Genomic DNA, 26,111 nt, shown 5'->3' with positions numbered 1-26,111 from the left:
GGCCTAGCCTAGCGTCGCCATCCGTCGGCGATGATGCTCCATGGCCCCTGCGGGCAGTGCGCTTAGCGACGCCACACCGAAGGCGTCCCCTGCAACCCACGCAACCTGCTCGTCGTGGAGCGTCCACGCGTCGTCGAGCACTTTCAAGGCGGGTTTGCCGATGCGTTCCGGGATAGTCAGGCGCACCGGCAGCCCCCGGTCGGCGTAGAAGGCGCGGATTGCCTCGAGCGGCAGTGGCTCGAAGCCGGCGGCCGGGCCGAGGGGGACAGCGGAATTGGCCTCGTCTCCTGCGCCGGTGCGCATGCACCAGCCGCCGGCCCATTGTTCTTCTGTCACGTCGAGGCGGTCTGCCAGGCGCCGCTCTAGCGAGCGGATCTCGGAGTTGCGCACCGTGCGCGGGGAGAGCTTTTTGATGATGTGCAGGTCTGAGACCTCAATCGCCTCTTTCGACGACGGGAAGCCGCCGACCTCCTGCGGGCGGATCACCAGCGGGTCGAGCGAGAGCACGTGGCCGATGATGTCGCTGGCGTGCTCGCCGCGGCGTTGGCGCACCACGACGCGGTCGCCCACGGCGACCTCGTCGGAGCGGAAGATCCGGGACACGCCTTACTTGCGCGACCCGCGCGGGCGCACCATGCCGGTGAGCACCAGGGTCGCGCCCAACAGCAGGGCGAGGGTGCCGGCGGCGATCAGGCCGCGCATCGGGGTGCCGGTATCCGCCAGGTCGCCGTCGCGCTCGTCGTCCGACGTCGTGGTCTTCGACGTAGAAGAGGAGGTCTTCGAGGTGGTGGTCGAGCTGGAGGAGCTGGAGGTCGCCGACGTGGTGCGGTTTTGCATCACGGAGCGCGAACTGGACGACGAGCTGGTCGTGGACGCAGAAGTAGTGGACGACGGCGTCGTGGTCGTCGCAGAGGAGGTGGTGGAGCTGCCGGACAGGTTCGACGCTGTTGCGGTGGTGGTCTCCGAGGCCGACGTGGTCGTCGACGTGGTGGAGGAGTCCGTAGCCGTGGTGGTCTCCTCGGTGGTCTCCTCGGAGTCATCGGAGTCCTGGAGACGCTCCACGCGGTGGGTCACCTCGGAGCCGAACTCGGCCGCAGTGCTGGGGGCAGTCGGCTCCTTCGCCACGGTCGGTTTGGTCGCCCGCGTGGTAGCCGGTGCCGTTGCACTGGTCTTCGGCGACGTTGCAGTGGTCTCCGCCGCTTCCGTGCGCTGCGCGCCGGGGATGCCGAACACGATCGGGGTGTCGCCGTTGTCCGAGCGCTCGTAGGCATCGAATGCGGTGGTGCCCAGCAGCCCGCCCAGGCCCTCGAGGGGAGCGGGCACGACCACCGGAGCGTCGTCAGGCAAAAGCTCCGCACGCAGCTCACGCACGCCGGCGCGCTCGCGCTTAATCTCGGCCGCGGCCTTGTCGAAGGTGTCCTTCTCATCGTCGGTCAGGCCATCTTCGGCCGCTTCCTCGCGCAGCTCGGCCAGCTCGTCGGCGGCGGCGATGAGCTCCTTGCGCCACGAGATCAGCGCCTCGCGGACCTCCTCGTCCGTCTCCGCGCTGTTGATCGCGGTGACGGAGGACTCGTGGGTGGTGGAGACGTCGCTAAGCAACTGCTCCACAGGCGTCGCAGGGGCGAGGGTGAGCGACGCGGCGACGATGGCGGCTGGGATACGCATGGCGAACATCTTAGCGTGTTAGGCGTCGTGGCCGAATGGATCTTCGTCGGTGCCCGGCAACCAGGTGTGACCTGCCTCTTTCCAGCCGTTGTCGCGGATGACGCGCTTCGCTTCCTTCTTGTAGCGGCCGGTGAGCACGTCCGTGTACAAGAACCCGTCAAGGTGGCCGGTCTCGTGCTGCAGGCAGCGGGCGAAAAAGCCAGTGCCCTCGATCTCGATCGGGTTGCCGTTTTCGTCCAAGCCCGTGACCTTAGCCCAGTCCGCGCGGCCGGTGGGCCAGCCGTAGCCCGGCACGGACAGGCAGCCCTCGTCGTCGTCACCGTTGTCGGCGGGCATGGTCTTGGGGATCTCGGAGGTTTCCAGCACCGGGTTGATCACGGTGCCGCGGCGCATGGTGTCGCCGTCCGGACAGTGGTAAACGAAGATGCGCAGCGGCACGCCGATCTGGTTGGCGGCCAGGCCCACGCCGTGGGCGGCGTCCATTGTCTCGTGCATGTCGGCGATGAGCTCCTGCAGCTCCTCGACGGGCTGGGTGACCTCTTTGGTGGGCTCGTGCAGCACCGGGTCGCCGTGGATAACGATGGGTCGGATGGTCATGCCAATATATTAGGCATGCTTACCGAGACCGACCTCGCCGTGCTCCGCTTCGCCGCGCGCGCCCCCAGGTCGATCGGCGCGCGCGAGGACGCGATCCGCGCTGAGCTGGGCATGCAGCCGATCCGCTACTACCAACGTTTGAACGGTCTGCTCGACTCGCCCGATGCGCTCGCGGCTGAGCCGCAGCTGGTCAGGCGGTTGCAGAGGCTTCGCGACGGCCAAAGGTCTAACCTCTAGTTGAGGTTCACGGTGTGTTGTGCCTGCTTTCGGGAGGCGTGTGGTTAGAGTTTCCACTGTGACTAACGACAACTATGGCAATAACCGCCCCGATTCCGGCTCGACGCGCTACAACAAGTACTCCAGCGAGTCCTACGACGGCGCTTATGGCGCTGACGGCGCTTACGAGAGCACCGAGCCGATCGACGCCGAAATCGTCGACGATTACGGCCCCGAATATGGCGCCGATTACGAGGCAGATTACGGCCGCGATTACGGCTCTGACCAGGCCGTAGCCGACACCGGCTACCGCGGCGCGCACCGCCGCGACGACGACTCCGAGTACATCGAGGACGTCGACTACGCCGCCGCAGGCGCAGCCGGTGCCACGGCTGCTGGTGCGCGCGGCCACGCCCGGTCCGCGGACGACGCGGTGTACGAAGAGCCGTATGAGGATGAGCCGAAGGGGCGTCGTAAAGCAGCTGCTGGCGCTGCGGAAGGCGGCCTGCCCAAGCGCGGTCTGGCCATGATTCTGATCGCCGTCGCGGCGTTGCTGGCGCTGTGGGGCATCTGGAAGATGACCCAGGACGACAACGGCGGCGACGGCGAAGGCGCTGCGCCGGCGACCACCGCGGCTTCCTCGGCCGCCCCGGCCGGCGATAACGCGGGCTCCTCCGCACCGGCTGCCCCGGCGGGGGACCCGAACGCGCAGAACACCGCGACCGTGACCGACACCGTTCGCGCGGGCGAGGGCGACCCGAACGCGCAGGACCCCAACGCGCAGGACCCCAACGCGCAGGATCCGAACGCGCAGCGCCCGGAGAGCCAGCCGGCTGAAAACGGCCAGCCCGCACCGGCGCCGGCTCCCGCTCCGGCAGGCGCGGCGATCGACAACGCTTCCGCGCAGGTCTACGTCTACAACAACTCCGGCACCCCGGAGCTGGCCAGCCGTACCGCTGATCAGCTGAAGGGCCAGTACAACGTGGCTAACAACTCCGCTGACGCCGAGGTGATGAACATGCCAGAGCAGGTCTACGGCGTCTTCCCGGAGACCTACGTCTTCTACGATCCCGCCGTGCCGGGCGCCGAGCAGGTCGCAGGCGATCTGGCTCGCCGCGTCGGTGGCTCGGCCCGCGCGAAGGGCGACCTGCCGGAGGGAGCACGCAACCTTCCGGAGCAGGCTGCGAACAACGGCTCGGCCGTCGCAGTGGTGCTGGCCGGCTAGCCCTGCGGAGCATTCCCGGCAAAACCGGCTACCAGGAACCGGCTACCAAGCGAAAATGACGCTGGTAGCCGGTTCCAGGTAGCCGGTTTCGGCATGTCGGCGGTCTGAACCGCAGCGAACCTCAAACCCCACCCGCGCATATAAACACGCGTTCGGGGCCTGCTGGGGGCGTGTCAGGGGATAGGCTCGACCACTATGGATCCTTTCCGCGATTTTGCCAGGTCCGCAGGCCCCACCCTCGGCGTCGAGTGGGAGGTCTGCCTCGTCGACCCGGAAACGCGCGACCTTGTGCCCCGCGCCGCTGAGGTGATCGAGGAGGTACAGGCCCGGCACCCCGAGATCCACCTGGAACGCGAGTTCCTCCAAAACACGATCGAGCTGGTCACGCCGGTGTGCGCCAACACCAAGGAGGCCATCCGGGCCCTGCAGCGCGACCTCAACGCCGTCAAGGAGATCGCCGACGAGATGGGGCTGAAGCTGTGGGCGTCGGGCGGCCACCCGTTCTCGGACTTCCGCAATAACCCGCTGAGCCCGAAGAACACCTACGAGGAGATCGTCAACCGCACCCAGTACTGGGGCCAGCACATGCTGCTGTGGGGCACGCACTGCCACGTGGGTATCAGCCACGAGGACAAGGTGTGGCCGATCATCAACGCGGTGATGACCAAGTACCCGCACCTTTTGGCCATTTCCGCCTCCAGCCCGGGCTGGGACGGCATCGATACCGGCTACGCGTCCAACCGCACGATGCTGTACCAGCAACTTCCTACCGCGGGCATGCCGTACCAGTTTCAGAGCTGGGACGAGTGGGTGGGCTTCATGCGCGACCAGCAAACCTCGGGGGTGATCAACCACACCGGCTCGATGCACTTCGATGTCCGCCCGGCGGCGAAGTGGGGCACGATCGAGGTGCGCATCTCGGACGCGTCGAGCAACTTGCGCGAGCTGGCTGCCGTGGTGGCCCTGACGCACTGCCTGGTCGTGCACTACGACCGCATGCTGGAGCGCGGCGAAAAGCTGCCTACGCTGCAGCAGTGGCATGTGGCCGAGAATAAGTGGCGCGGCGCCCGCTACGGCATGGATGCGCTGGTGATCACTTCGCGTGAGACGGACGAGGACTGGGTGAAAAACGAGTTGCAGTTGCTTATCGACGAGCTCACGCCCATCGCCGAAGAGCTGCGTTGCACAGACGAGCTGCACTTGGTCCGCGAGATCATCGAGCGCGGGGCGGGCTACGAGCGCCAGCGCGCGATCTACCAGCGCACCGGGGATTGGAAGGACGTCGTGGACGCCACTTGCGCGGAGATGTGGGAGCTTAACCCTTAGGGTTCATGCGGCGCGGGTGGTAGCTGGCCGGGCGGTCGTTGCGGGTGAGCTGTTCCTCGTCGCCGTAGAGGCCTTCGCGGCGCGCGATGCGCCCGAGGCGCTGGGCGGTAACCGGGCTGGTCATCAGGGCGAACAGGACGAGCAGCAGCATCATGCCGATGTCGCCGCGCTGGTGCACGCCGAAGCCCTCCGCACCGGTGACGCGGATGACGGCGCCTGCGATCATCAGCACCAGCCCGGTGGTTTGGGGTTTGGTGATCGCGTGCACGCGCGCCAGGGTGGAGTTGAACCGTGCGGTACCCACGGCGGCGGAAAAGACCATGAACGCGCCGGGGAGGATGCACACAAGCGAGATGATGTCGGTGAGTGTCATAGGGAACCGTCCCTCTTGCGGAAGCGGGCGACGGACAAGGTGGCGATGAACCCGAGCAGGGCGATGACCATCATGACGTTGACCACCGTGGTGTCCAGCGTCCAGCAGATGTAGAGGGCGAGGGCGCACTGGAGGGAGGCGGTGATGCCGTCGTTGGCCAGCATGCGGTCCATGGAGTCGGGGCCGACTACGGCGCGCCAGGCGAAGATGAAAAAACCGGCGACCAACAGCACGGCTGCGATGGTGAGGAACACGGTGTAGACGTCCACGTCAGCGTCCTCCTTCGAAAATGGCGATCATTTGGCGCTCCAATTTCTGCACGTTGGCGATCTCGCGGGCGATGTCGGCCTCGCTGTCCGCGTCGAGGACGTGGACGGTCCATTCGCGGTTGGCCAGGTCGACGTCGGTGACAGTGCCGCCGGGCTGGAGGTTGTAGGCGCAGGTGGCCAGGTAGAGCACGAGCTCGTTGCTCAAACGCATGGGCACGCGCAGCACCGCATTTTTCGGCTGCGGCGCCCGGCGCAGCGACAGCCACGCCACCTTCGCGGAGGCGACCAAGAGGTCCCAGAACCACTCGGCTATGAAGGCGACGAGTTTGAGCCAGTTGATGCGGTTGCCGCTGCGGGGGACGGGCGGCAGGGGCAACGCCAGCACGATGACGAGCCCGAGCAGGAAGCCGGCGATCACGTTGCCCCAGCTGAGCTCGCCCATGAGCAGGATCCACATGAACGTCAGCCACAGCACGGTCAAGGGGCGGAAGCGGTTGGAGACCCCGGAAAGCATCAGTCGCTCACCTCATTCGACTCCGCATCCACCGGCTCTGGCACCTGCTCGGTGGTCACACCGGTGGCGGTGGGGCCGGCGGAGCGGGAGGCGTCGCGGTGCTCCAGCGAGTCCCGGCCACCGCCTGCGCCTGTCCGTTCGTGGAAGGCGTCGAGGTTGCGGGTGGGGTCCGAAGGATCGTCGCCAAGCACGGCGCTGCGGTAGATGGACAGGTCCTGGGCGGACTGGGCCGCGCGGTCCGTGATGTTGGACATAGGCCCGGCCAGGAAAGTGATGGCAGTTGAGGTGGCCACCAGCAGCGCCGTGGACAGGAGCATGCCGGTGGGCACGCGGCCGACGTCGTCGCGCTCGCCGCTGGCGACGGTCTCCTCGCGGGCCGCCAGGTTGGCGGGGCGCGCAAGCACGACGTCGCCCTCCGGGGCGTCCGCGCGGTCGCGCAAGAACCCCTTCGACCAGACGTTCATCATGGCGTACAGGGTGAGCAGGGAAGTCACCACAGCGCCGCCGATGAGCACCCAGGCCAGCCAAGAGCCGTCCTCCGCGCCGGCCTGGATGAGCATGACCTTGCCCAGAAAACCGGACAGCGGCGGAATGCCGCCGAGGTTGAGGGCGGGGATGAGGTAGAGCACCGCGATCACGGGCGCGGCGTAGAGCAGCGAGCCCAATCGACGCAGCTGCGCGGAGCCGGCCTGGCGCTCCACCAACCCCACCACCAGGAACAGCGAGGTCTGCACCAAAATGTGGTGCACGGCGTAGAAGATGGCGCCGGACAGCCCCGCCACGGAGCCGAGCGCCACGCCGAAGATCATGTAACCGATATGGCTGACCAGGGTAAACGACATCAAACGCTTGATGTCGTTCTGCGCGATGGCGCCCATCACGCCCACGATCATGGTCAGCAGCGCCACCACCATCAGGGTGGAGTCCAAAGCGCCGTCGGTAAACACGGTGGAGCGCACGCGGATCAGCGCGTAGACGCCCACCTTGGTCAACAGACCGGCGAAGACAGCAGTCACGATGGAGGCGGCCGTGGGGTAGGAGTCCGGCAGCCACGCGTCCAGCGGGAAGATGGCGGCCTTGATGCCGAACGCCACGATGAAGGTGGCGAAGATCGCCGCGCGGGTGCCGTTGGGCAGCTCCTCCATGCGAATGCCGGCCTGCGCCATGTTCACCGTGCCCACAGACGCGTACACGAGCGCGAGCGCGAACAGAAAGACCATGGACGAGGCCATGGACACCATGACGTAGCCGATGCCGGCGCGCACGCGTTGAGGCGAGGCGCCCAAGGTCAGCAGCACGTAGGAGGCGACCAGGAAGACTTCGAAGCCGACGTAGAGGTTGAACAGGTCGCCCGCCAAAAATGACAGGTTCACGCCCATAGTCAGCAGCATGTAGGTGGGCAGGAAAACGGCGACGGGGTCGTCCTCGCCGCCGTCGCGCAGCCCCTGGGAGATGCCGTACCACATCACCGCGAACAGCACGATGGAGGAGACGAACAGCATGATGGAACTGAGCCGGTCCGCCACGATCGTGATGCCCACCGGCGCTTCCCAGCCGCCCATCTGCACCGTCTGGATGCCGTGGGTGTCTGCCACGATGATCATCACCGCGGCGATGACTGCCAGCGCCGCCAGGGTGCCCATCGCGATGGCGCGCTGCAGGTTCACCCCGCGAAACAGCACGATCAGCCCGGCCGCGAAGGCGGGCAGAATAATCGGCATGATCGTCAGGTAGGGCATGGCGGGCAGCACCCAGTCGGCGAAGGCCATGAAGCTAGCTCGCATCGGGGCCTCTCTTGGTGCTCTTGACTTCCTTCACCGGGGCCTCGAACGGCTTGGGGCCGAACTTGTCGCCGGAGGGGCTGGCCTTGCCCGTCTGTGCGTCGTCTGACTTGTCGCGGTCCGGACTGGCTGTGGTGGGCCGCGCCGCAATCGCGCGATCCTCCTCGTCGCGCTCCACGATGTCGTCGGTGCGGTAGCGGTACTGGCGGTAGGCCAGCGCGAGCATGAACCCGACCATGGCCATGGAAATGACAATTGCCGTGAGGATCATCGCCTGCGCCAGCGGGTCTGCGCTGTCCGCAGCCGCCTCGGAGTCGCGGCCGAGAATCGGCGGCGACCCGGCTGGCCCTCCGGACTGCAGCAGGAGCAGGTTGGCGCCGTTGCCGATCAGGGTCACGCCCATGATCATCCGCGTCATGGATTTGTCCAGCATCAGGTACACGCCGCAGGCGATGAGCACTCCGGCGCCGATGAGCAGAAACAGGTTCGCTTCCATCTACTCGCTCCTCCTTTCGCGTGTGCTTATCGACGATCCACCGGCTGCCGCCGACTTGCGTTCGTTGTCACGCGCTCTGCGGCCCTTCGACATCTCGTGGCGCCGCTTTTCGTTCTTGGCCTGCAGCTCGCGGGCGCGGTCGCGGGCGCGCTGTTTACGGGTGTCCTCCTCGCGGTCGAGGAAGGCGCCCATGGACGTGAGCACGGACATGATCAGACCGACGACGATGATGTACACGCCGGCGTCGAACACCAGCGCCGACGGCACTGTCACCTCGCCGATGAGCGGCACGTTGAACTCCGCGTAGGACGATGTCAGCGGCGGAGCGCCGACAAACATGGGCGCGACCGCAGCTGCGGTGGTGAACATGACGCCGATGCCCATCACCTTGCCCGGGTGGACCGGCAGCGTCTCTTCCGCTTCGCGGCGGCCTCCGGCGAGGTAGCGCAGCGTCAGCGCGAGCGCCGCCACCAGGCCACCAGCGAACCCGCCGCCCGGTGCGTTGTGGCCGGAGAAGAAAAAGTAGGCGGACACCAGCATCATCGACGGGAACAGCACGCGGGTGGCCACGTCCACGAGGATGGAGCGGTTTTGCGCCGTCTCCGTCTCCACCCCGGAGGCGAGCCAGCGCGCCTTGGTGGTGGACAAGGTGGGGCGGCGCGATTCCGGGTCGAAGCGGAACGTGCCAAAGATCAGGCTGGCGATGCCGGTGCCGGCGATCATCAGTACCAGCGTTTCCCCGAACGTGTCGGCTGCGCGCAGGTCCACCAGCAGCACGTTGACGGTGTTGCGGCCGTGCCCGATCTCGTAGGCCAGCTCCGGCATGTACTTCGAAACCGGGTCCGCGACGCGGGCGGACATGGCCGTCATAGCCACCGTGACCACGGAGACGCCGGTGCCGATGGCGAGCCAGGCCCGCAGGCGGTTGTCCTCGTTGCGCTGCTCCGATTCCGTGGGCATCTTGCGCAGCACCAGCATGAACAGCACCATGACGATGGTCTCCACCAGCGCCTGTGTCAGCGCCAGGTCCGGGGCGCCGTGCAGCACGAAGATGAGCGCCATGAAGTAGCCGGTCAAGCCGACCAAGACCACGCCCGAGAGGCGGTTGCGCTGCACGGCGGCGAAAAATGCCAGGCCCGCCATCACGGTCACGGCCAAGCCCTGCCAGACGTTGTCCCACACCGTCATGCGGATGTTGTTGGAATCGCCCAGGATCAGCGCCGCCAGCGGCACCACCGCAAGCACGGTGAAGATGACCGCCAGGTTGATCACCAGCGAGCCGCGTTGGGTCGAGGCGGTGAGCTTCAGCGAGTGGCGGCGCAGCGTGTCCATGATGGCGTCCCACACAGCGTTGGCGTCGCCAAGCGCGGGGCGCTCGAACTGCGCCTTGGCCACCACGTCGCGCTGCCAGAACATGATCGCGCCCGCGCCGATGATCACACCGGAGAGCGCAAGCGGCACCGTGAAGCCGTGCCAGAGCGCCAGGTGCGTGCCCTCCACGTCGGGGAAGCGCACGTTGAGGTACTCGTTGATAGGCACGGACAGCACCTCGGGCACGAGGCCAAACGCGACGGTGCACACCGTGAGCACCGCAGGTGAGAGCCACAGCTTCGGGCCCACCCGGTGCATCTCAGCCACCGCAGGAGACTGCCCGTCCTCCCACGGCGCACGCTTGGTGGCAAACGCGCCGTGGACGAAGTACAGGGAGTACGCCATGGTGAGAATCGAGCCGACCACCAGCACCACCAACGTGATCTTGCCCGGCATGCCCACGAGCAGTTCCTCGTGCAGGATTGCGTCTAGCGCCGTCTCCTTGGCTACGAAGCCGAACAGCGGTGGGATGCCGGCCATGGAGGCCGCGGAGACGATGGCGAGGCAAGCAAGCCACGGCTGCTTTTTGCCCAGGCCGGACAACTCGTAGATGTCGCGCGTGCCGGTGGTGTGGTCGATCGCGCCGACCATCATGAACAAGGTGGCCTTGAACAAGGAGTGCGCAAACGTGATGGCCAGGCCCGCCATGGTGGCCTCCCGCGAGCCTACGCCGATGACGGTGATGATGAACCCCAACTGGCTGACCGTGCCGTAGGCGAGGACGAGCTTCAGGTCCCGCTGCTTCAGCGCCAACCAGCCGCCCAGCAGCATGGTGAACCCGCCGGTGGAAAGCACCACCAGGTGCCAGGTGTTGACCGCAGACAGGTCCGGCGCGAGGCGGGCCACGAGGTAAATGCCCGCTTTGACCATCGCCGCGGAGTGCAGGTAGGCCGACACCGGGGTGGGCGCGGCCATCGCGCCGGGCAGCCAGAAGTGCCACGGTGCCTGCGCGGACTTGGTCAGCGCGCCCAGCATGATCAGCACGATGGCGGCGGAGATGGCCGGGGTGTTTTCAATGTCCGTGATCAGGGGGACATCCGACAGCTTCCAAATCTCGGCCTTGTACCCCAGCAGGTTAATACCCACCAGCATGGCCAGGCCGCCGAGCGTGGTCACCATCAGCGCCTGCATGGCGGCGCGGCGTGAGGATGCCCGCTCCCCGTAATAGGACACCAGCATGTAGGACAGTACCGAGGTCAACTCCCAGAACACGTACATGAGCAGGAAGTTGTCGGCGATGACCAGCCCGTACATGGCCGTGGCAAAGCAGGTCAGCTCGAAGCCGAACTTGGCCAGGCGCCGTGGGTTGGAGTCGAAGTAGCCCCAGCAATACAGCAGTACAAGAGCGCCCACGCCCAGGATGATCAGGCTGAATAAGCCCGCGAGCGCGTCGAGCCGGAATTCCAGGTTGAGGTTGGCCGACGGCATCCAGGTGAATGCCGCTTTGACCTCGCCGCCGTCGCGCAACACCCCGGTTGCAAACAGGCGCACCACCCAGATGAATCCGCCCAGGGGCACCAACGCGAGGATGCCGAACGCGGCGCGGCCCACTGTGCGCAACAGCACGGGGGCAGCCAGCGTGGCTGCGGTCAGCGCAATGAGCAGAATGAGCACGTGGTGCGCAGCCTTCCTTGATTCGTGTACGTGCAGTGCACACCGCGCCTCAAGCGGGGTAGCTCATTGAGTTCACACAGCAATACTCACTCAGTTTGAAACTGGGTATCAACGCGTCAACACCAGTGGCGCGGCCTTTGCATAGCAACCTTAGCGATTTTTGGTGCTACTTGCCGAAACGCTGGAGGAAGGTCGCCTCGGCAACAGCGATGCGTTCGATCTCCGTCGGGTCGACGGATTCGTCCACACCGTGGATGCCGCACATCGGCTCTTCCACGCCGTAGAGCGCGATCTCCGCGTCGGGGAAGGTGTTCTGCAGCGTAATGGTCAGCGGGATGGAGCCGCCGGAGCCGATCACGGACAGACCGTCGGCGCCGTAGGCCTCCTTGAGGCACTCGCCGAGAGCTGCCACCGCGCCCGCCTTCGGGTCCGTGGCAAACGGCTCGTTGACGCCGCTGACCTCAATCTCGACCTTCGCGCCCCACGGGGTGTGGGCCTTGATGTGCTCCTCCATTTTCTGCGCGATCTCCGCGGCGCTCTGGCCGGCCGGCACACGCAGGTTGAACTGGGCCTCGGCGCGGGCGTTGACCGCGTTCATCGCCTCGGCCACCGGGGTGGAGGTAAAGCCGATCATGGTCACGGCCGGGCGCGCCCACACCAGGTCCGCCGGCTCGTCGTCGACGGTGCCCAGCAGCTGCACGCCCTCGAGCACGGTGGCGTCTGCGCGGAAGGCATCGCGGTCGTAAGCGTCGCCGTCCCACTTGGCGGTGGTGTCCACGCCGTCGATGGTGGTGCGGCCGTGCTCGTCGAACAGCGAGTTGGCAATGACCATCAGTGCGTGCGCCGCGTCGGGCGCGCCGCCACCGTAGCTGCCGGAGTGGACCTGGTTGGCCAGCGTCTCCACTGTCACCTTCACCTGCGCGCCGCCGCGCAGCGAGGTGGTCAGGGTGGGCACGCCGGCAGCGACGTTGCCGGAGTCTGCGATGAGGATGGCGTCGGCCTCAAACACCTCGGGCTTTTCCTCGATGAGCTTGCCCAGGCCGTCCTTGCCGCCGAGCTCCTCAGAGCCTTCCACCACGACCTTCAGGCCCAAATCCGTGCCGCCGTGCTCGTCAAGCAGGCGCAGCGCCTCCAGGTGCATGGCCAGGTTGCCCTTGCAATCGGCTGCACCGCGGCCGTACCAGCGGCCGTCGCGCTCCGTGAGCTCGAACGGGTTGTTCGTCCACGCATCCGGGTTGTTCGCCGGCACGACGTCGTAGTGGGAGTACAGCAAAACGGTCGGGGCGCCGTTTTTGGGCTCGCGCTTGGCGACGATCGTGTCCGCGTCATCCACCGTCGGATACCGCGTCACGTCCAGGCCGAGCCCTTCGAGCTGCTGGACGGTCCACGCGCACGCGTCCTCGTGCTGGTCTGCCAGCGCCGGGGTGGAGTGCACCGAGTTGAAAGAGACGAGTGTGGACAGGTCCGCGAAAATACGGTCGCGTTGCGGTTGGAACGTGCTATTTGCTGTGGTGTCAGTCATGGCCCCACGCTAGCAGTGTCGGGTGCGCCGTTTCGGTGGGTTGGCCGCGTTTTCTTCCTTGCACTCAACCCCCGTGAGTGCTAAAAATGGTGGCTGGCACTCACCTTAATCGAGTGCCAAATAAACGAAGAGCGGGTGAGGCTGAGACCACTCGTCAGCCGTGCCGTCGCGGGCGCCTGCTTGCACCGACGAACTGAGTGAGCGTCAGATGAACTCTATTAAATAAGGAGTGACACACTCACATGGCAAAGATGATTGCATTCGACGAGGAAGCACGCCGCAGCCTCGAAAACGGCCTGAACACTCTGGCTGACGCCGTGAAGGTCACGCTGGGCCCGAAGGGCCGCAACGTGGTGCTGGAGAAGTCCTGGGGCGCCCCGACGATCACCAACGATGGCGTGACCATTGCCAAGGAGATCGAGCTCGAGGACCCGTACGAGAAGATCGGCGCCGAGCTGGTCAAGGAAGTTGCCAAGAAGACGGACGACGTCGCCGGCGACGGCACCACCACCGCAACCGTGCTCGCCCAGGCGCTCGTGCGCGAGGGCCTGCGCAATGTTGCAGCAGGCTCTAACCCGATGGGCATCAAGCGCGGCATCCAGGCCGCCACCGACAAGGTGTCCAAGTACCTGCTTGACCAGGCCAAGGAAGTGGAGACCCAGGAGGAGATCGCCTCCACCGCCGGTATTTCCGCCTCCGACCCGGAGATTGGCAAGAAGATCGCCGAGGCGATGTACGCCGTGGGCAACGGTTCCGTGAACAAGGAGTCCGTGATCACGGTGGAGGAGTCCAACACCTTCGGTGTGGACCTCGAGGTCACCGAGGGTATGCGCTTTGACAAGGGCTTCATCTCCGCGTACTTCGCCACCGACATGGAGCGTGGCGAGGCTGTGCTGGAAGACCCGTACATCCTGCTGGTCTCCGGCAAGATTTCCAACGTCAAGGAGCTCGTGCCGGTGCTGGAGCAGGTCATGCAGTCCGGCAAGCCGCTGCTGATCATCGCCGAGGACGTCGAGGGCGAGGCGCTGTCCACCCTCGTGGTGAACAAGATCCGCGGCACCTTCAAGTCTGTCGCCGTGAAGGCCCCGGGCTTCGGCGACCGCCGCAAGGCCATGCTGCAGGATCTGGCCATCCTCACCGGCGGCCAGGTCATCTCCGAGGAGGTCGGCCTGTCCCTGGAGACCGCTGGCATCGAGTTGCTCGGCCAGGCGCGCAAGGTTGTGGTGACCAAGGACGAGACCACCATCGTCCAGGGCGCCGGCGACCAGGCGCAGATCGACGGCCGCGTGAAGCAGATCCGCGCCGAGATCGACAACTCCGATTCCGAGTACGACCGCGAGAAGCTGCAGGAGCGTCTGGCCAAGCTGTCCGGCGGTGTTGCGGTGATTAAGGTCGGCGCCGCCACCGAGGTGGAGCTGAAGGAGCAGAAGCTGCGCATCGAGGACGCTGTGCGCAACGCCAAGGCTGCTGTGGAGGAGGGCATCGTCGCCGGCGGCGGCGTGGCACTCCTGCAGGCCGCTCACGAGCTGGCGGATGACCTCGGTCTCGAGGGCGACGAGGCGACCGGCGTGAAGATCGTGCGCGAGGCGCTTTCCTCCCCGCTGAAGCAGATCGCGCTGAACGCTGGCCTGGAGCCGGGCGTGGTGGCTGACAAGGTTGCCAACCTCCCGGACGGCCAGGGCCTCAACGCTGCCACCGGCGAGTACGTGGACATGCTGGCCAGCGGCATCGCTGACCCGGCAAAGGTGACCCGTTCTGCTCTGCAGAACGCGGCTTCCATCGCCGCGCTGTTCCTCACCACCGAGGCTGTCGTTGCCGACAAGCCGGAGCCGGCTGGTGCGAACCCGGGCATGGACCCGGAAGCTATGGGCATGATGTAAATCGGCCATGAGCTGCGAGCGCGCCCTGCGGGGCGCGCTTTTTTCGTGCATGAAAGCTTATCGACGCCCCTCCGGTCCACCCCCGTAATGGTGTAATTATTCGTAGGGCTGGTGTGGTTTCGAGCGTGTACACATCGTTCGCAAGAGCGGCTGAGTTACACGCCAAACCTGCAATTCAGATGAAGTTCACTTTGGTGTTTCGGTCGGGGCAGGTTATCTGGCCGATACCGAAAAGGTTACGTTTTGGTTAACGCGCGCTTGCTGTGCGACGCCTGTGCGCCGCAGATTGTTTTTTTCAGAAAGCGCTTGACGTGCTCTAACGATGTGGCAAAATACCCCGTGTGACGCCCACTGGGTGTCAGTACCTGTCAAGTTCTGCCAGACAAACACTGGCACCTATCGAAAAGGGGAATGCAATGCCTTTCGATCTCAAGTCCATCCAGAAGGCGCTGAAGACCTTCAAGACCTTCGCTACCAACTTCGCGGACCTGTTCCAGAACACCCCGAAGTCCATCAAGAACTTCGCTGGCAAGGTCTCTAAGTAAGACCTCCCCTTCACCCTCTCAAGCTTTACATCAAGGAGATTCATCATGGACGCATTGACCAACTGGGTTGCACTTTCTTCTGGCACCGGCGACAACGGCGTTACCCAGGTTCCGGGCGCTCTGCTCGACCTGCTGCGTGAGCTGGGCAAGCTCGCTGGCAACGTTGCTGAGCTCATGGGCCTGGTCTCGTAAGCTACGCGCGCTAGCCGAAGGCCCCGTCGCAAAGCGGCGGGGCCTTTTTGCATTTCCGGGTACGCGAGCAGAGCGTGCCCGGGCCGAATAGACTGGGATGTATGGCTGACAACAAAGACGACGAACTGCCGATGATCGACCTCGCCCAGACCGAAGGCTGGGTCGTGGACGACACCGACGAGGATGACCCGGTCCTGCTGATGCCGGACGGCACCGCCATTCAGACGTGGCGTGAAAACTACCCGTACGACGAGCGCCTTTCCCGCGACGAATACGAGAAGGAAAAGCGCGCCCTGCAGATTGAGCTGCTGAAGTGGCAGAACTGGACCAAGGACACTGGCCAGCGCCACATCATCATCTTCGAGGGCCGCGACGCCGCCGGTAAGGGCGGCACCATCAAGCGCTTCAACGAGCACCTCAATCCCCGCGGCGCCCGCACTGTCGCGCTGGAAAAGCCCTCGCCGCGCGAGTCCACTTCCTGGTACTTCCAGCGCTACATCCAGCACTTCCCGTCGGCCGGCGAGATCGTCTTCTTCGACCGCTCCTGGTACAACCGCTCCGGTGTCGAGCGCGTCATGGGCTTTTGTACGGAGTCCCAGCACGCAGAGTTCCTGCGCGAAGTTCCGATGCTGGAGAACATGATCCTCGGCTCCGGCATCTCCCTGACCAAGTTCTGGTTCTCCGTGACGCAGAAGGAGCAGCGCACCCGCTTCGCCATCCGCCAGGTGGACCCTGTGCGCCAGTGGAAGCTCTCCCCGATGGACCTGGCGTCCCTGGATAAGTGGGATGACTACACCCGCGCCAAGGAGGAGCAGTTCCGCTACACGGACACGGATGAGTCGCCCTGGATCACCATCAAGTCCAACGACAAGAAGCGTGCCCGTCTCAACGCGATGCGCTACATCCTGAGCAAGTTCGAGTACACGAACAAGGACCATGAGGTCGTGGGCGAGCCGGACCCGCTGATTGTCAAGCGCGGCCGCGACCAGATCGGCGACTAAGAGCAGTCTGCTTAACGACGTCGCCTTCGGCCCCCACCGCACCGTTTCTGTCACGGTGCGGAGGGGGCATTTTTGGTGGAAAGTGACCAGGATCACCTCAGCGTTGCGGATGGCGGGCGGCGCAAGCGGCGCGAGGAGCGCGCGCAGGGCGGGCAGTAAGTTCGCGCTGCGAAACCTCTCAGGCGGCGCTAATTTCTGTCGCATGACAACTCGCCGTTATGCCGCCGCAGCTACCACCGCAGCCCTTTTCGCCCACCTCGCCGCTCCCGCACTGGCCGCACAGCCGGAAGCCCTGCCGGAGTCCGCCCGCCCGTATTTGTATTTCGAGAGCTTCGACGAGGTGGGAAACCCCGCCCACTTCACCCACGACCTGCCGCACGGCTGGTCCCAACAGGTCTCCGGCGTGACCTCCGGGGAGGCCCGCTGGAACGGCTGGACGCTCTCGGACGTGAGGCACTGGACTTGGGCCGCCGGCACCGAACAGCGCCACTACTTCACGCAGGGGCACGACCAGTTCGCCATCATCGACTCGAAGCAGCAGCGCCTGGCCGAGCGTGATTCCATGGACGCACGCATGACCACCGCGCCGATCGACGTGTCCGGGCACACCAAGATCGCCCTTGAGTTTGACCAGCACTACCGCCAGGGTAAGAAAGGCCAGCAGGCGCAGGTTGCGGTGAGTTTCGATGGTGGGAAACCGGAGGTCGTCGATAAGCTGACGCAAGACCGCTACTCCTCACACGAGTACTTCGCGCTCGATGTGCCGGCGGAGGCCAAGACGATGCAGGTGACGTTTAGCTACCTCGGCGGCAACGACGACTACTGGTGGGCGGTGGACAACGTGGCGGTGCGCGCGCCGTTTACCCCAGCCGCGGACAAGCCCAACACGGTCATCGACGTCATCTCCGACCCGCAGGACGACCCGGAGGATTACAAGCTGGCCATCCGTCGCCTCAACGCAATGCCGGACAAGGCTAGTGCACTGGTGATCAACGGTGATCTGGTTGATAACGGCAGCCAGGAGCAGTGGGAGAAGTTCCTTACCGCGCGCGAGGAAGCACCGCACGGTTCGGGGGTGGAGCTGTGGACCATCGGCAACCACGAGATGTACGGCCAAGAAACGTCCGAGGTGCACATGAAGCGCTTTCTCGAACACTCCGGCCAGGAAAAACCGTGGAATGAGGTGGTGGTCGACGGCACCCCGATGCTGTCGATCAACACGGAGTACTACTCCGACATCGACCGCGGCGGCAAGGAGCCGTTCCAGCGCATCTCCCAGGAACAGTTGCAGTGGCTGGATGAGCGCCTCGCGCACTGGGACAAGCAGGGCGTGACCGCGCTGGTGTTCACCCACCCACTGTTGCCGGGCACCGTGTCCATGTCGCATTCTGCCTGGTACCAAAACGACTTCGAAGATGAACAGGCCATCTCCGACGTGTTGAGCAAGTACAACGACGTGGTCGCGTTTACCAGCCACTCCCATTCTTCGCTGAAGCAGAACAACTGGTGGGGCACCAGACGCTACGACGGCACCCGCGAGGGCGCAATCGGCTTCCCGGTGGTCAACACCGGCGCGATTTTGAACGAGTACCTGCCGGACGGCGACCACGACGAGGAAATCGTGGACGAGCAGGCGGCGACCGGCCTGCGCGTGAAAATCTACGACGACCGCGTGCGTGTGGAAGCCTGGGACTTCAAGGACGGCCACGGGCCGGCTAACCCGGACGGGGAGGCGAAGCTGATCAAATACCAGGACTTTTCTAAGCAGAAGCGCGTGGCTGCCTCGTCGGCTCAGCAGCCAGACGAACACACCTCGGTGCCGGGCGGGGCAGAAGGATCCTCGACGGGGGAGAAGCTGGCCCTTGTAGTTGGGATCCTCGCCGCGGTGGGAGGAGCGTTCGCGTTTCTTGCACCGCGTTTCCAGGATGTGTTGGGGGCACTCGGCCTGCCGGCTGTGAAGTTCTGAACGGGCCATGATCCTATGAATGGCAGGGAGGATGGGGTACCCCTGCCAGTACCCCCTCCACCTCTCAACCTGAGGGAATCTGTGTGGGAGCAACGGCTGTTTTTTCTAAGAAAACGTGTTTTCGGGGTCACATTCTGGCGAAAAATCGGTGCTAGAGCGCGTGTGATTTTCTTAGCTCAGCTTCCGGTACAGCCGTATATGAACTGCGGTTTTCGTTTAGTTCTAAGCTTTTGACAGTGTGTGGACAGTTACTCTAGACGTTCGCTTAAGTCTCCGATAGCCTCACTGATCGGTGCCCAAGCTGGGCCCAAAGATTGCGAAGGCGAGGAAGTCGCCCGCAACTTCTGCACCTTTCATCGCTGACCAAAACGGGCCCAGCGACACTCGATTCTCCGAAAGGAATTCACCATGGCAATTGCCATCAAGAAGACCGCTGCGATCGCAATCGCCGCGGGCCTGACATTTGCCGGCTCGGCTGGCGTCGCCGCGCAGGACGCGCTGGCGCAGACCATGAATACGACCGCCGTCACCACGGCTGCTGGCGTCCCAGATGCCAGCAGCATTCCGACTGATGGAACCGTAAAGCTGACCATCAACAAGCGGGTCAACCCGACGGAGCTGCGCCCGGCCAACGGTGAAGCCGATACCGGTGCCTCCGGCGCAGGGCTTCAGGGTGTCGGCTTCACGGCAGAGAAGATCAACGTAGACATTACCAAGCAGGAGAACTTCAACAAGGTCGCAGCGCTTGCAAATAAGCGCGACATTGCCGGCGCGAAGGCACTTGGCACCGATACCCCGCAGACCTTTGAGGACACCAATGAGAACGGCCAGACCTCTCTGAACCTCCCGGTCGGTGCGTACATCATCCGTGAAACCAAGCCTCCGAAAGCGAGCACGACCGAGACCTATGTACCGGCCGACCCGTTCATCGTATTCCTGCCGATGACTAATAAGGAGGGCACTGGCTGGAACAAGGACGTGCAGGTCTACCCGAAGAACTCCATGGCAAAGGTCTCTAAGACCGTCGTGGATGCAGGCAAAAACACCAAGAGCGACGGTGCCGGTGAGTCCGGCAAGCCTGGCTTCCTCGGTGCACGTCCTGCAGAAAATGCTGTAGTGAAGTACACACTCGACGGTGTTGTCCCGGCAGCTCCGGAAGGCCGCGAGCTGAAGAACGTGACCCTTACCGATGCCTCGAAGAGCGCCGAACTGCAGTGGAACAAGGAAAATAATGCTTTCATCAAGGGCGTGTACGTCGTTCGCGATGGCGCGGAGGTGGCAATTGATGCGGCCAACTACACCGTGAACTCGACCGTCGAAGTCCCGAAGACTAACCCCGGCGGGCTCGCTGCTGGTGCAGACCAGGCTTTCACCGTCACGGTCGACGCTAAGAAGGCAGGCCTGAAGCCAGGCGAAACCGTGCGCGTGAAGGTCGAAGCGACCATGCTCAAGGACGACACCGCTTCCAAGGGCATTGAGAACTCCGTCCGCGAGTCCTTTGTCTTCCGCAACCCCAGCACCGACACCGACGATACGCCCAAGGAGACGCCGGACGACAAGGTCGTCACCTACGTGGGCAACATCTCGGTGTACAAGCGCGGTGATGAAAACAAGGCGCTGGCCGGCGCTGAGTTCCAGATCGGTAAGTGCAACAGCGACAAATCGGGTCTTGACGGTAAAGCAATCCAGGCCGGCATCACCGATGCAGAAGGCAACCTGACCTTCCCTGGCCTGCACGTCACCGACTACGTCGATGACGCAGAAGCTACCGGCACGATCGCGAACTACTGCGTGGTGGAGACCAAGGCACCGCAGGGCTACGCAACTCCGAAGGGCAAGGCCGCCACCAAGGAGATCACGCTGACGCGCACCACGACGAACAAGCTGAACGCTGGAAAGACCGCATTTGAAGCCGTGGCGAACTCGAACGAGATCGCTAACGGTGCTGTTGTCGACAACGTGAAGAAGACCACGCCGACGCTTCCGGCTACCGGTGGCATGGGTGTATTGATCATCGTGCTCGCTGGCCTGGCCATCATCGGTGGCGGTGTCTACGCGGCACGTCGTAACTCTCAGTCCGCATAAGCGCTACAACGTGAACGGACACCAGGTCAGCGCGCATAACCGCTGACCGGGAGGCGCCCCGGCACCCATGCCGGGGCGCGCACGCCCGCCGACAGGAGGGCGAAAAATTCCTGTCCCAGTTTTGAACAGGATGTCGTCGAAAAAGCGATGGCCCAGAGAGGACGAGTCAGGTGACTACAGCAGTGAAGGCGAAGCACCGGCAGCAGCCGGCGCAGAAGTCGTTCTTCCAGCGCGTCGCGCTGCCCGTCATCATCATTCTCGCGGGCCTGTTGGTGCTGATGTACCCGGTGATTTCCACGCAGTGGAACAACCGGGTGCAGGAGCAGGTGGCCAAGCAGTACGAAGAGCAGCTGTCAGTCGCGCCGCCTGAGCAGGTCAACCGCGCGTACGAGGCGGCGGTGGAATACAACCGCAACCACACCGACGGCCCGATCCTCGACCCGTGGCTGGCACGCATCAGCGAGGACAACGCTGAGTACAAGGCGTACGAAAACCAGCTTGCCGGTGTGTCGGCGATGTCGCAGATTGCCATCCCGTCTATCGACGTCCGCTTGCCAGTATTCCACGGCACCAGCGACAACACCCTGCAAAAGGGCCTCGGCCACCTGTACGGCTCGGCGCTGCCCACCGGCGGCGAGGGGTTCCACTCCGTGATCACCGGCCACACTGGGCTGACGACGGCAACGCTTTTCGACGACCTCGTGGACGTCAAAGAAGGCGACGCCATTTACGTCTCCACCTTCGGCAAGCGCATGAAGTACCAGGTGTACAAGACCGAGGTCGTGTTGCCGGACGAGACCGACAGCCTGCGCGCGGAGGCCGGCCGCGACCTGCTCACGCTGGTGACCTGCACCCCGTACGGCATCAACACCCACCGTCTGCTGGTGCACGCCGAGCGCGTGCCGATGGATGCAGACGAGGAGAAGGTGCTCGACGAGTCCACCTCGACCATCCAGTGGTGGATGTGGGTCCTTGGCGCGGTGGCGCTGTTGGTATTGGCGGCCCTGGTCTGGTGGATCATCCGCGAAAAGAAGAAGAGCGACCGCAAGGACGCCATGAACAGGGAGGTTCAGTCCTAATGCGCACTTCGAAATTTGTGGCGGCGCTCGGCGCGGCATCCGTGCTGGCATGCGGGTTCTGTGCGCCCGCGGCCGATGCCAAGGTGGTCAGCGGAAACGACCGCGACATCCCGGCCGCGAGTGTGGACACCACTCAGCCGATCTCGTTGGCGGTGAAGAAAGCAGCGACGAACCCGTACGACGATGTGCCGGCAGGGGAGAAGCCGCCGGCCATCGCCGGTGCGACGTTCAAGTTGTCGTTGGTCAAGGGCGTGGATGTCACCACAGATGAAGGGCGCGCGGGTGCCAAGAACCTTTCGCTTGACGACGCTAAAGCCAAAGGCCTCACCCCAATCGCCACCGCCCAGACGAGCGAGAAGGGCGCAGCCGGCTTCGACAACCTGAAGCCCGGGCTTTACCTGCTGGAGGAAGACGCTCCGGACGACGGGCACGAGTACCACGTGTCCAGCCCACAGCTGATCATCCTCCCGCTCGGTGACGTGCGTGGCACCCAGTTCAAGTATGAGAACGTGGTGGTGACCAAGTGGGACGGCAGCGACGGTGGCGAGCCGCCGACTTCCACCCCGACGCCGTCGCCATCGACGTCGACGACGACGGAGCGCACGACCGAGAACACCACGGAGAAGACCACCGAGACCTCCACAGAGCGCACCACGGAGTTCACCCCGGTCGAGTCCACGATCACCTCCACCATGCCGAACGGTTCGACCACGGTGATCACCACCAGGCCCTCGACGTATGTGACCACCCAGCCGAACGGTTCCGTCACCACGGTGACGCAGCCGCAGGCGGAAAAACAACGCAGCGGCGACCTGGCCTCCACCGGCGCGAATGTCCTGTGGGCGGCAGGCCTGGGTGGCTTGCTGATCCTGGTCGGGTTCTTCTTGGCCCGTCGCAGCAAGAACGAAGAGCAATCACGGTAAGTAAGCGGTTTTAGGAAAACGATTATGCGAAACATTATGAAGCCTGCAGCGCGAACTGCTAGCTCGCGTGCACGTCGCTCGGTCCGTGGCGTCGCTGCCGTGGTTGCCTCCGTGGTACTCGCCGCCGGCCTGGGCTCGTACCCGGTGGACGCGCAGGAGACCAGCGCCGAAACCACGACGAGTGCGGCGGCCGAGACTGCCACTGCTACGACGACAACCACCGAGACGCCGTCTTCTTCTCGCGCGTCTTCCGCGGCACCTAAGCCGGTCGTGGTCGAACCGAACTCCGTGACGGTCGAGCGCGACGGCGATGTCGACCACATCACCATCCGCGACACCGACGACAACCCGTGGGACTCCGGCCGAAAGGCATCCGACGAGTACATCTGGGGTGTGAAGCGCACTGGCGACGGCGACATCACCCGCATTGTGAAGGTCGTTGCTGACGGCGAAGAGCTGGACCCGCAGTACTTCGGCTACGTCAACGGCGAGGACTTCGACGTCATCGGCATCGACGAGGACGCCTTCTGGACGATTCCGCCGATGAAGCTCGAGATCGAGGTCGAAACCACCGAGGCCGGCGAGTACGCAATTGCGGAACCGGACGAGGTTCCGACGGCACGCGAGCTTTCGGAGACCGGCTACGGACGCACCGACCAGGCCGCGGCGACCGTAAATCCTGAGGGCGTTGGTATGGCGCGTGCTGCGAACATGCCGGAATCGAAAGAACGATTGACTCTCACACCACTTGAATACAATGCGAACGCGGCGACGGGAGGTAAAGCGCCAAAAATTACTCTCTCAACCACCGTCGGGGGCCCTGTGAAGGAGCAAAAGAATGTATACCTCACAGAAGCCGTCATCAATTACCCGCAGAGTTCCACATATGCGTTCAGCGGGCCCGTGACGATACGCAAGAATTCGAACGAGAGCTGTACGGTACAGTCTGGCGGAATTAAAAAGCTTTCTGATCGTTCTGTTTCCGTGAATCTCACGGGATGTCAACCCCGTGTAGCCGTGTGGAAAGGCAGCGGCGATCGTATTTCTGTTGATTTTTACGGGCCGGGCTCCAGGGGCGGAACTGGGTACTCTTTAGAGCTCTATGGCTCTTATGGCTCAAATCCACCACAATCGGAGACCATCCCTGCGGGGAATCCGACCGCCGAGAAAAATTTCAGGCAGTTTCCGGACCGGCCTTACGGCGAATGTAGAAGCAACAACGGCGTGATTACGGGAAAATCCTGGTGGGCGAATACTCCTGGAATGGGAGATTCACTGGATGTTGTCCAGTTGACGCTGAGCGGCGCCACCGATCTGGCAAACAAGGTTCTTACTAAAGATCCGCGACTGAAGCTGCGTATTGGCGGTGACCAATCCGGATGGGATGAACTTGGGACGAGCGACTTCGATCTTTACGTAGAAGGCGACAGTTTGTACTTCAAGCTCAAAACGCCTCAAAAGCGTGCATCGTTCGAGATTGATGCCTACGACGTTTGGGTGTATGTGCCGACCACGGTGACCGCATCCGGCTGCAGCGTTGAACTATGGAATAAGGGGCCAGAATGGTATGACAGAACTGCGCCCGAGCTGGACCTTAAGAAGGCGGAAACACCGCGAAGTGAACTTACCTGGCTGCCAGCATCGGAGCCCAATCCCGACTTGCCGAAAAAATGCGTCGGCGACATTGCGCTGGTGATTGATACCTCGGATTCCGTGCTAAATCAGAATGCCGTTGCAGATTCTGTTCAAGCCGCCCTAGGTGTAATCGATGCACTTCAGGGTACTGGCAGCAAGATGTCGATTTATAACTTTGCCTCCGAGTCCGGATCTGTTCCCGGAATGACGACCGAGAAGAAGGATCTGCAGAAACCAGAGGAGGTAGAGGCGTTGAGAGATGCAGTTAAAGCCTTCGAAACCTTCGAATTCCAGCAGTGGACCCGCAATGGGCGAGGCGGGACGAACTACGAAGCGGGTCTCAAGCAGGTTCCCGCGGGCGAGTATGATGTGGTGTACTTCATCACCGATGGCCTGCCCACCACGAGTGACAGAGATTATCCTGGGGCCGGGCTTGATGTAGGCGAGTTGATTAACCAGAGTGATCTTGCTCGAGCGGTAGAGCAATCCAACCGCCTTAAAGCGAGTGGTACGCGCGTTGAAACCGTGATGGTCGGTTTCAAGCCTTTCAATGAGCATATCCTGAAAGATGACATTTTCCGTCGCCGGCTTGTGCTTGATAGCCCCGATGCATGGCCTCGTTTTGGAAATTTCGGGTACGCAAGCCACTATGGTATCGGTGACTCAGTGCTTGAGAACTTGCAAGGAACGGGCGGCCGGATCTCTCTTTGGGATAGAACTCGGTTGGGCACTGAGTACAACGTGACTAACCAGCCGGAAATTTGGCGCGCTGGAGTAAGGAATACCAGAAGTATCGCGCAGGATATTTCAGGCCCAGATGCGGTAACTACACTCGAAAATTTCGGAGATTTAGGAAAGACGCTCCAGGAGCTGGTCCTGCGCAACTGCTTTGGATCGATCAAGGTAACCAAAATAATTCACAACACCGATGGCACGCAGGAAGCCGGTGTCGACTGGATTTTTGACAGTGAGGTTGTCGGGGGTCGTAGGGAGATTTTCGATGATCCGAACCCGTTGACCTCTAAAGTTCAGGACAAAACCGATAGTGAGGGCACTTTCAATAGAAAACTCGATCAATCACGGGGCGTCGGGCAAACGGTCCAAGTGGTCGAGCACCAACAAACGGGTTATGCCCTGCGCAAGATTGATGGCAAAAATTCAGTATGCTCCAGCAACGTCCTGGTGTCATCCCCGTCTGGTGAAAGATGGGAAACAAGAAGTGCGACCGTAACCAACGTCGACGATCTCTCGAAGCCGGGCTTTCAAGTAGAAGTGCCTTTCAAAGGTATTGTGTCCTGCACGATTCACAATGAAGTTGCCCAGCTCGACTTGTCGGTGATGAAGGTCAGTTATGACGGAGATCGAGCGTCGCTGGAGGGGGCTCAGTTCAACCTTTACGACGTTACTAGCGGACAGAGAAAGTTGATCAAGGAAATACGCGATAGCGACACTAGGGTCAAAGGGTTGATCGACGGCAACAGTTATGAATTGATCGAAACGAAGGCCCCACAGGGATATAGTCTGTTGACTCGCTCAGTTCTGTTCACAATCCTCCGGGATTCAGATGGCAAAGCGAAAATCGAGTTCAAGGAAGGTCCGGAAGAGTATCCGCAGGTTGCCATACGTGCCGCCAGCGGGGAAATTGACCATATCATCATGGAGGTGGCTGACGTCCGCCAAGGCAATCTCCCGAAGACCGGCGGCGTGGGCATTCAGATCCCGGCCCTGCTCGGTGGCGCGCTCATCGCCGCGGGTGTGCTAGTAGGCCGGCGTAAGGCTGCTGCTTAAGCGCTGGAGCACTCTCTAACGGCACGCCGAAAGGGCCCGGCTCAATCG

At 63.4% G+C, this 26,111-nt stretch carries 22 protein-coding genes; 12 read left to right on the top strand and 10 right to left on the bottom strand.

Features of this window, described 5'->3' with window-relative positions:
* Nucleotides 1–3: 3 nt before the first annotated feature.
* Genes CFOUR_RS09775 through CFOUR_RS09765 form a run of 3 tightly spaced genes read right to left on the bottom strand, consistent with a single transcriptional unit; the run spans nucleotide 4 to nucleotide 2,262 of the window.
* Complete coding sequence (locus CFOUR_RS09775) at nucleotides 4–603, bottom strand: GNAT family N-acetyltransferase, cg3035/Rv0428c family (protein WP_353959382.1); 600 nt, start codon at nucleotides 601–603, stop codon at nucleotides 4–6.
* Nucleotides 604–606: 3 nt separating this feature from the next.
* Nucleotides 607–1,665, bottom strand: coding sequence for a hypothetical protein (locus tag CFOUR_RS09770; protein ID WP_290179337.1), 1,059 nt, complete (start codon nucleotides 1,663–1,665; stop codon nucleotides 607–609).
* Nucleotides 1,666–1,683: 18 nt separating this feature from the next.
* Nucleotides 1,684–2,262 carry a peptide deformylase gene (locus tag CFOUR_RS09765; RefSeq protein ID WP_085957223.1) on the bottom strand — a complete coding sequence of 193 codons (579 nt, stop codon included), beginning with the start codon at nucleotides 2,260–2,262 and terminating at the stop codon, nucleotides 1,684–1,686.
* Between the two features lie 15 nt (nucleotides 2,263–2,277).
* On the opposite strand from CFOUR_RS09765, the gene CFOUR_RS09760 reads away from it, so the two are divergent.
* The 3 genes from CFOUR_RS09760 (at nucleotide 2,278) to CFOUR_RS09750 (ending at nucleotide 5,029) form a co-directional block, all read left to right on the top strand.
* A complete protein-coding gene (locus tag CFOUR_RS09760; protein WP_085957224.1) occupies nucleotides 2,278–2,499 on the top strand; it encodes a DUF3263 domain-containing protein in 222 nt (73 codons plus the stop codon).
* A gap of 58 nt (nucleotides 2,500–2,557) precedes the next feature.
* On the top strand, nucleotides 2,558–3,703 hold the full coding sequence (locus tag CFOUR_RS09755; RefSeq protein ID WP_085957225.1) for a LytR C-terminal domain-containing protein: 1,146 nt from the start codon (nucleotides 2,558–2,560) through the stop codon (nucleotides 3,701–3,703).
* Between the two features lie 195 nt (nucleotides 3,704–3,898).
* On the top strand, nucleotides 3,899–5,029 hold the full coding sequence (locus tag CFOUR_RS09750) for a glutamate--cysteine ligase (protein ID WP_085957226.1): 1,131 nt from the start codon (nucleotides 3,899–3,901) through the stop codon (nucleotides 5,027–5,029).
* On the opposite strand, the gene CFOUR_RS09745 is transcribed toward CFOUR_RS09750, so the two are convergent.
* The 7 genes from CFOUR_RS09745 to CFOUR_RS09715 all read right to left on the bottom strand — a co-directional run bounded on the left by CFOUR_RS09745 (nucleotide 5,019) and on the right by CFOUR_RS09715 (nucleotide 12,969).
* Entirely contained in the window at nucleotides 5,019–5,402 is a 384-nt protein-coding gene (locus CFOUR_RS09745; RefSeq protein ID WP_085957227.1) for a monovalent cation/H(+) antiporter subunit G, read from the bottom strand. The genes CFOUR_RS09750 and CFOUR_RS09745 overlap by 11 nt on opposite strands.
* Nucleotides 5,399–5,671 (bottom strand): monovalent cation/H+ antiporter complex subunit F, encoded by a 273-nt coding sequence (locus CFOUR_RS09740; RefSeq protein ID WP_085957228.1) that lies wholly within the window; start codon nucleotides 5,669–5,671, stop codon nucleotides 5,399–5,401. The genes CFOUR_RS09745 and CFOUR_RS09740 overlap by 4 nt, the downstream gene beginning before the upstream one ends.
* A 1-nt stretch (nucleotide 5,672) precedes the next feature.
* Nucleotides 5,673–6,185, bottom strand: a complete 513-nt coding sequence (locus CFOUR_RS09735; RefSeq protein WP_085957229.1) for a Na+/H+ antiporter subunit E — start codon at nucleotides 6,183–6,185, stop codon at nucleotides 5,673–5,675.
* Nucleotides 6,185–7,969, bottom strand: a complete 1,785-nt coding sequence (locus CFOUR_RS09730) for a Na+/H+ antiporter subunit D (RefSeq protein WP_085957230.1) — start codon at nucleotides 7,967–7,969, stop codon at nucleotides 6,185–6,187. The genes CFOUR_RS09735 and CFOUR_RS09730 overlap by 1 nt, the downstream gene beginning before the upstream one ends.
* The gene (locus CFOUR_RS09725; RefSeq protein WP_085957231.1) at nucleotides 7,959–8,462 is read right to left on the bottom strand and encodes a Na(+)/H(+) antiporter subunit C; all 504 of its coding nucleotides are present in this window, start codon (nucleotides 8,460–8,462) and stop codon (nucleotides 7,959–7,961) included. The genes CFOUR_RS09730 and CFOUR_RS09725 overlap by 11 nt, the downstream gene beginning before the upstream one ends.
* On the bottom strand, nucleotides 8,463–11,447 hold the full coding sequence (locus CFOUR_RS09720; RefSeq protein WP_085957232.1) for a Na+/H+ antiporter subunit A: 2,985 nt from the start codon (nucleotides 11,445–11,447) through the stop codon (nucleotides 8,463–8,465). It abuts the gene before it with no gap.
* Nucleotides 11,448–11,613: 166 nt separating this feature from the next.
* The gene (locus tag CFOUR_RS09715; protein ID WP_085957233.1) at nucleotides 11,614–12,969 is read right to left on the bottom strand and encodes a dipeptidase; all 1,356 of its coding nucleotides are present in this window, start codon (nucleotides 12,967–12,969) and stop codon (nucleotides 11,614–11,616) included.
* Nucleotides 12,970–13,211: 242 nt separating this feature from the next.
* On the opposite strand from CFOUR_RS09715, the gene groL reads away from it, so the two are divergent.
* The 9 genes from groL (at nucleotide 13,212) to CFOUR_RS09670 (ending at nucleotide 26,063) form a co-directional block, all read left to right on the top strand.
* On the top strand, nucleotides 13,212–14,849 hold the full coding sequence (gene groL, locus CFOUR_RS09710) for a chaperonin GroEL (RefSeq protein WP_085957234.1): 1,638 nt from the start codon (nucleotides 13,212–13,214) through the stop codon (nucleotides 14,847–14,849).
* 416 nt (nucleotides 14,850–15,265) lie between these two features.
* The gene (locus tag CFOUR_RS09705; RefSeq protein ID WP_268989747.1) at nucleotides 15,266–15,394 is read left to right on the top strand and encodes a hypothetical protein; all 129 of its coding nucleotides are present in this window, start codon (nucleotides 15,266–15,268) and stop codon (nucleotides 15,392–15,394) included.
* A gap of 45 nt (nucleotides 15,395–15,439) precedes the next feature.
* Nucleotides 15,440–15,586, top strand: a complete 147-nt coding sequence (locus CFOUR_RS09700; RefSeq protein WP_179154798.1) for a hypothetical protein — start codon at nucleotides 15,440–15,442, stop codon at nucleotides 15,584–15,586.
* A 101-nt stretch (nucleotides 15,587–15,687) separates the two neighbouring features.
* The gene (gene ppk2, locus CFOUR_RS09695; RefSeq protein WP_085957235.1) at nucleotides 15,688–16,587 is read left to right on the top strand and encodes a polyphosphate kinase 2; all 900 of its coding nucleotides are present in this window, start codon (nucleotides 15,688–15,690) and stop codon (nucleotides 16,585–16,587) included.
* Between the two features lie 202 nt (nucleotides 16,588–16,789).
* Nucleotides 16,790–18,553 carry a metallophosphoesterase family protein gene (locus CFOUR_RS09690; RefSeq protein ID WP_085957236.1) on the top strand — a complete coding sequence of 588 codons (1,764 nt, stop codon included), beginning with the start codon at nucleotides 16,790–16,792 and terminating at the stop codon, nucleotides 18,551–18,553.
* Between the two features lie 408 nt (nucleotides 18,554–18,961).
* Complete coding sequence (locus CFOUR_RS09685; protein WP_085957237.1) at nucleotides 18,962–20,638, top strand: SpaH/EbpB family LPXTG-anchored major pilin; 1,677 nt, start codon at nucleotides 18,962–18,964, stop codon at nucleotides 20,636–20,638.
* Between the two features lie 170 nt (nucleotides 20,639–20,808).
* Entirely contained in the window at nucleotides 20,809–21,717 is a 909-nt protein-coding gene (locus CFOUR_RS09680) for a class C sortase (protein WP_085957238.1), read from the top strand.
* Complete coding sequence (locus CFOUR_RS09675; RefSeq protein WP_085957239.1) at nucleotides 21,717–22,640, top strand: LPXTG cell wall anchor domain-containing protein; 924 nt, start codon at nucleotides 21,717–21,719, stop codon at nucleotides 22,638–22,640. Before CFOUR_RS09680 ends, CFOUR_RS09675 begins: the two co-directional genes overlap by 1 nt.
* 24 nt (nucleotides 22,641–22,664) lie before the next feature.
* Complete coding sequence (locus CFOUR_RS09670; protein WP_085957240.1) at nucleotides 22,665–26,063, top strand: SpaA isopeptide-forming pilin-related protein; 3,399 nt, start codon at nucleotides 22,665–22,667, stop codon at nucleotides 26,061–26,063.
* Nucleotides 26,064–26,111: the final 48 nt, after the last annotated feature.

This window comes from Corynebacterium fournieri, from assembly GCF_030408775.1.
Classification (GTDB): domain Bacteria; phylum Actinomycetota; class Actinomycetes; order Mycobacteriales; family Mycobacteriaceae; genus Corynebacterium; species Corynebacterium fournieri.
This window is presented reverse-complemented; position numbering and strand designations above follow the sequence as displayed.

Bases quoted from the DNA above. Each gene is read 5' to 3' on its own strand.
- CFOUR_RS09670 (WP_085957240.1), top strand. From the start codon at position 22,665: ATGCGAAACATTATGAAGCCTGCAGCGCGAACTGCTAGCTCGCGTGCA.
- CFOUR_RS09730 (WP_085957230.1), bottom strand. From the start codon at position 7,969: ATGCGAGCTAGCTTCATGGCCTTCGCCGACTGGGTGCTGCCCGCCATG.
- CFOUR_RS09760 (WP_085957224.1), top strand. From the start codon at position 2,278: ATGCTTACCGAGACCGACCTCGCCGTGCTCCGCTTCGCCGCGCGCGCC.
- CFOUR_RS09735 (WP_085957229.1), bottom strand. From the start codon at position 6,185: ATGCTTTCCGGGGTCTCCAACCGCTTCCGCCCCTTGACCGTGCTGTGG.
- groL (WP_085957234.1), top strand. From the start codon at position 13,212: ATGGCAAAGATGATTGCATTCGACGAGGAAGCACGCCGCAGCCTCGAA.
- CFOUR_RS09690 (WP_085957236.1), top strand. From the start codon at position 16,790: ATGACAACTCGCCGTTATGCCGCCGCAGCTACCACCGCAGCCCTTTTC.
- CFOUR_RS09745 (WP_085957227.1), bottom strand. From the start codon at position 5,402: ATGACACTCACCGACATCATCTCGCTTGTGTGCATCCTCCCCGGCGCG.
- CFOUR_RS09685 (WP_085957237.1), top strand. From the start codon at position 18,962: ATGGCAATTGCCATCAAGAAGACCGCTGCGATCGCAATCGCCGCGGGC.
- CFOUR_RS09770 (WP_290179337.1), bottom strand. From the start codon at position 1,665: ATGCGTATCCCAGCCGCCATCGTCGCCGCGTCGCTCACCCTCGCCCCT.
- CFOUR_RS09715 (WP_085957233.1), bottom strand. From the start codon at position 12,969: ATGACTGACACCACAGCAAATAGCACGTTCCAACCGCAACGCGACCGT.
- ppk2 (WP_085957235.1), top strand. From the start codon at position 15,688: ATGGCTGACAACAAAGACGACGAACTGCCGATGATCGACCTCGCCCAG.
- CFOUR_RS09750 (WP_085957226.1), top strand. From the start codon at position 3,899: ATGGATCCTTTCCGCGATTTTGCCAGGTCCGCAGGCCCCACCCTCGGC.
- CFOUR_RS09675 (WP_085957239.1), top strand. From the start codon at position 21,717: ATGCGCACTTCGAAATTTGTGGCGGCGCTCGGCGCGGCATCCGTGCTG.
- CFOUR_RS09705 (WP_268989747.1), top strand. From the start codon at position 15,266: ATGCCTTTCGATCTCAAGTCCATCCAGAAGGCGCTGAAGACCTTCAAG.
- CFOUR_RS09700 (WP_179154798.1), top strand. From the start codon at position 15,440: ATGGACGCATTGACCAACTGGGTTGCACTTTCTTCTGGCACCGGCGAC.
- CFOUR_RS09725 (WP_085957231.1), bottom strand. From the start codon at position 8,462: ATGGAAGCGAACCTGTTTCTGCTCATCGGCGCCGGAGTGCTCATCGCC.
- CFOUR_RS09765 (WP_085957223.1), bottom strand. From the start codon at position 2,262: ATGACCATCCGACCCATCGTTATCCACGGCGACCCGGTGCTGCACGAG.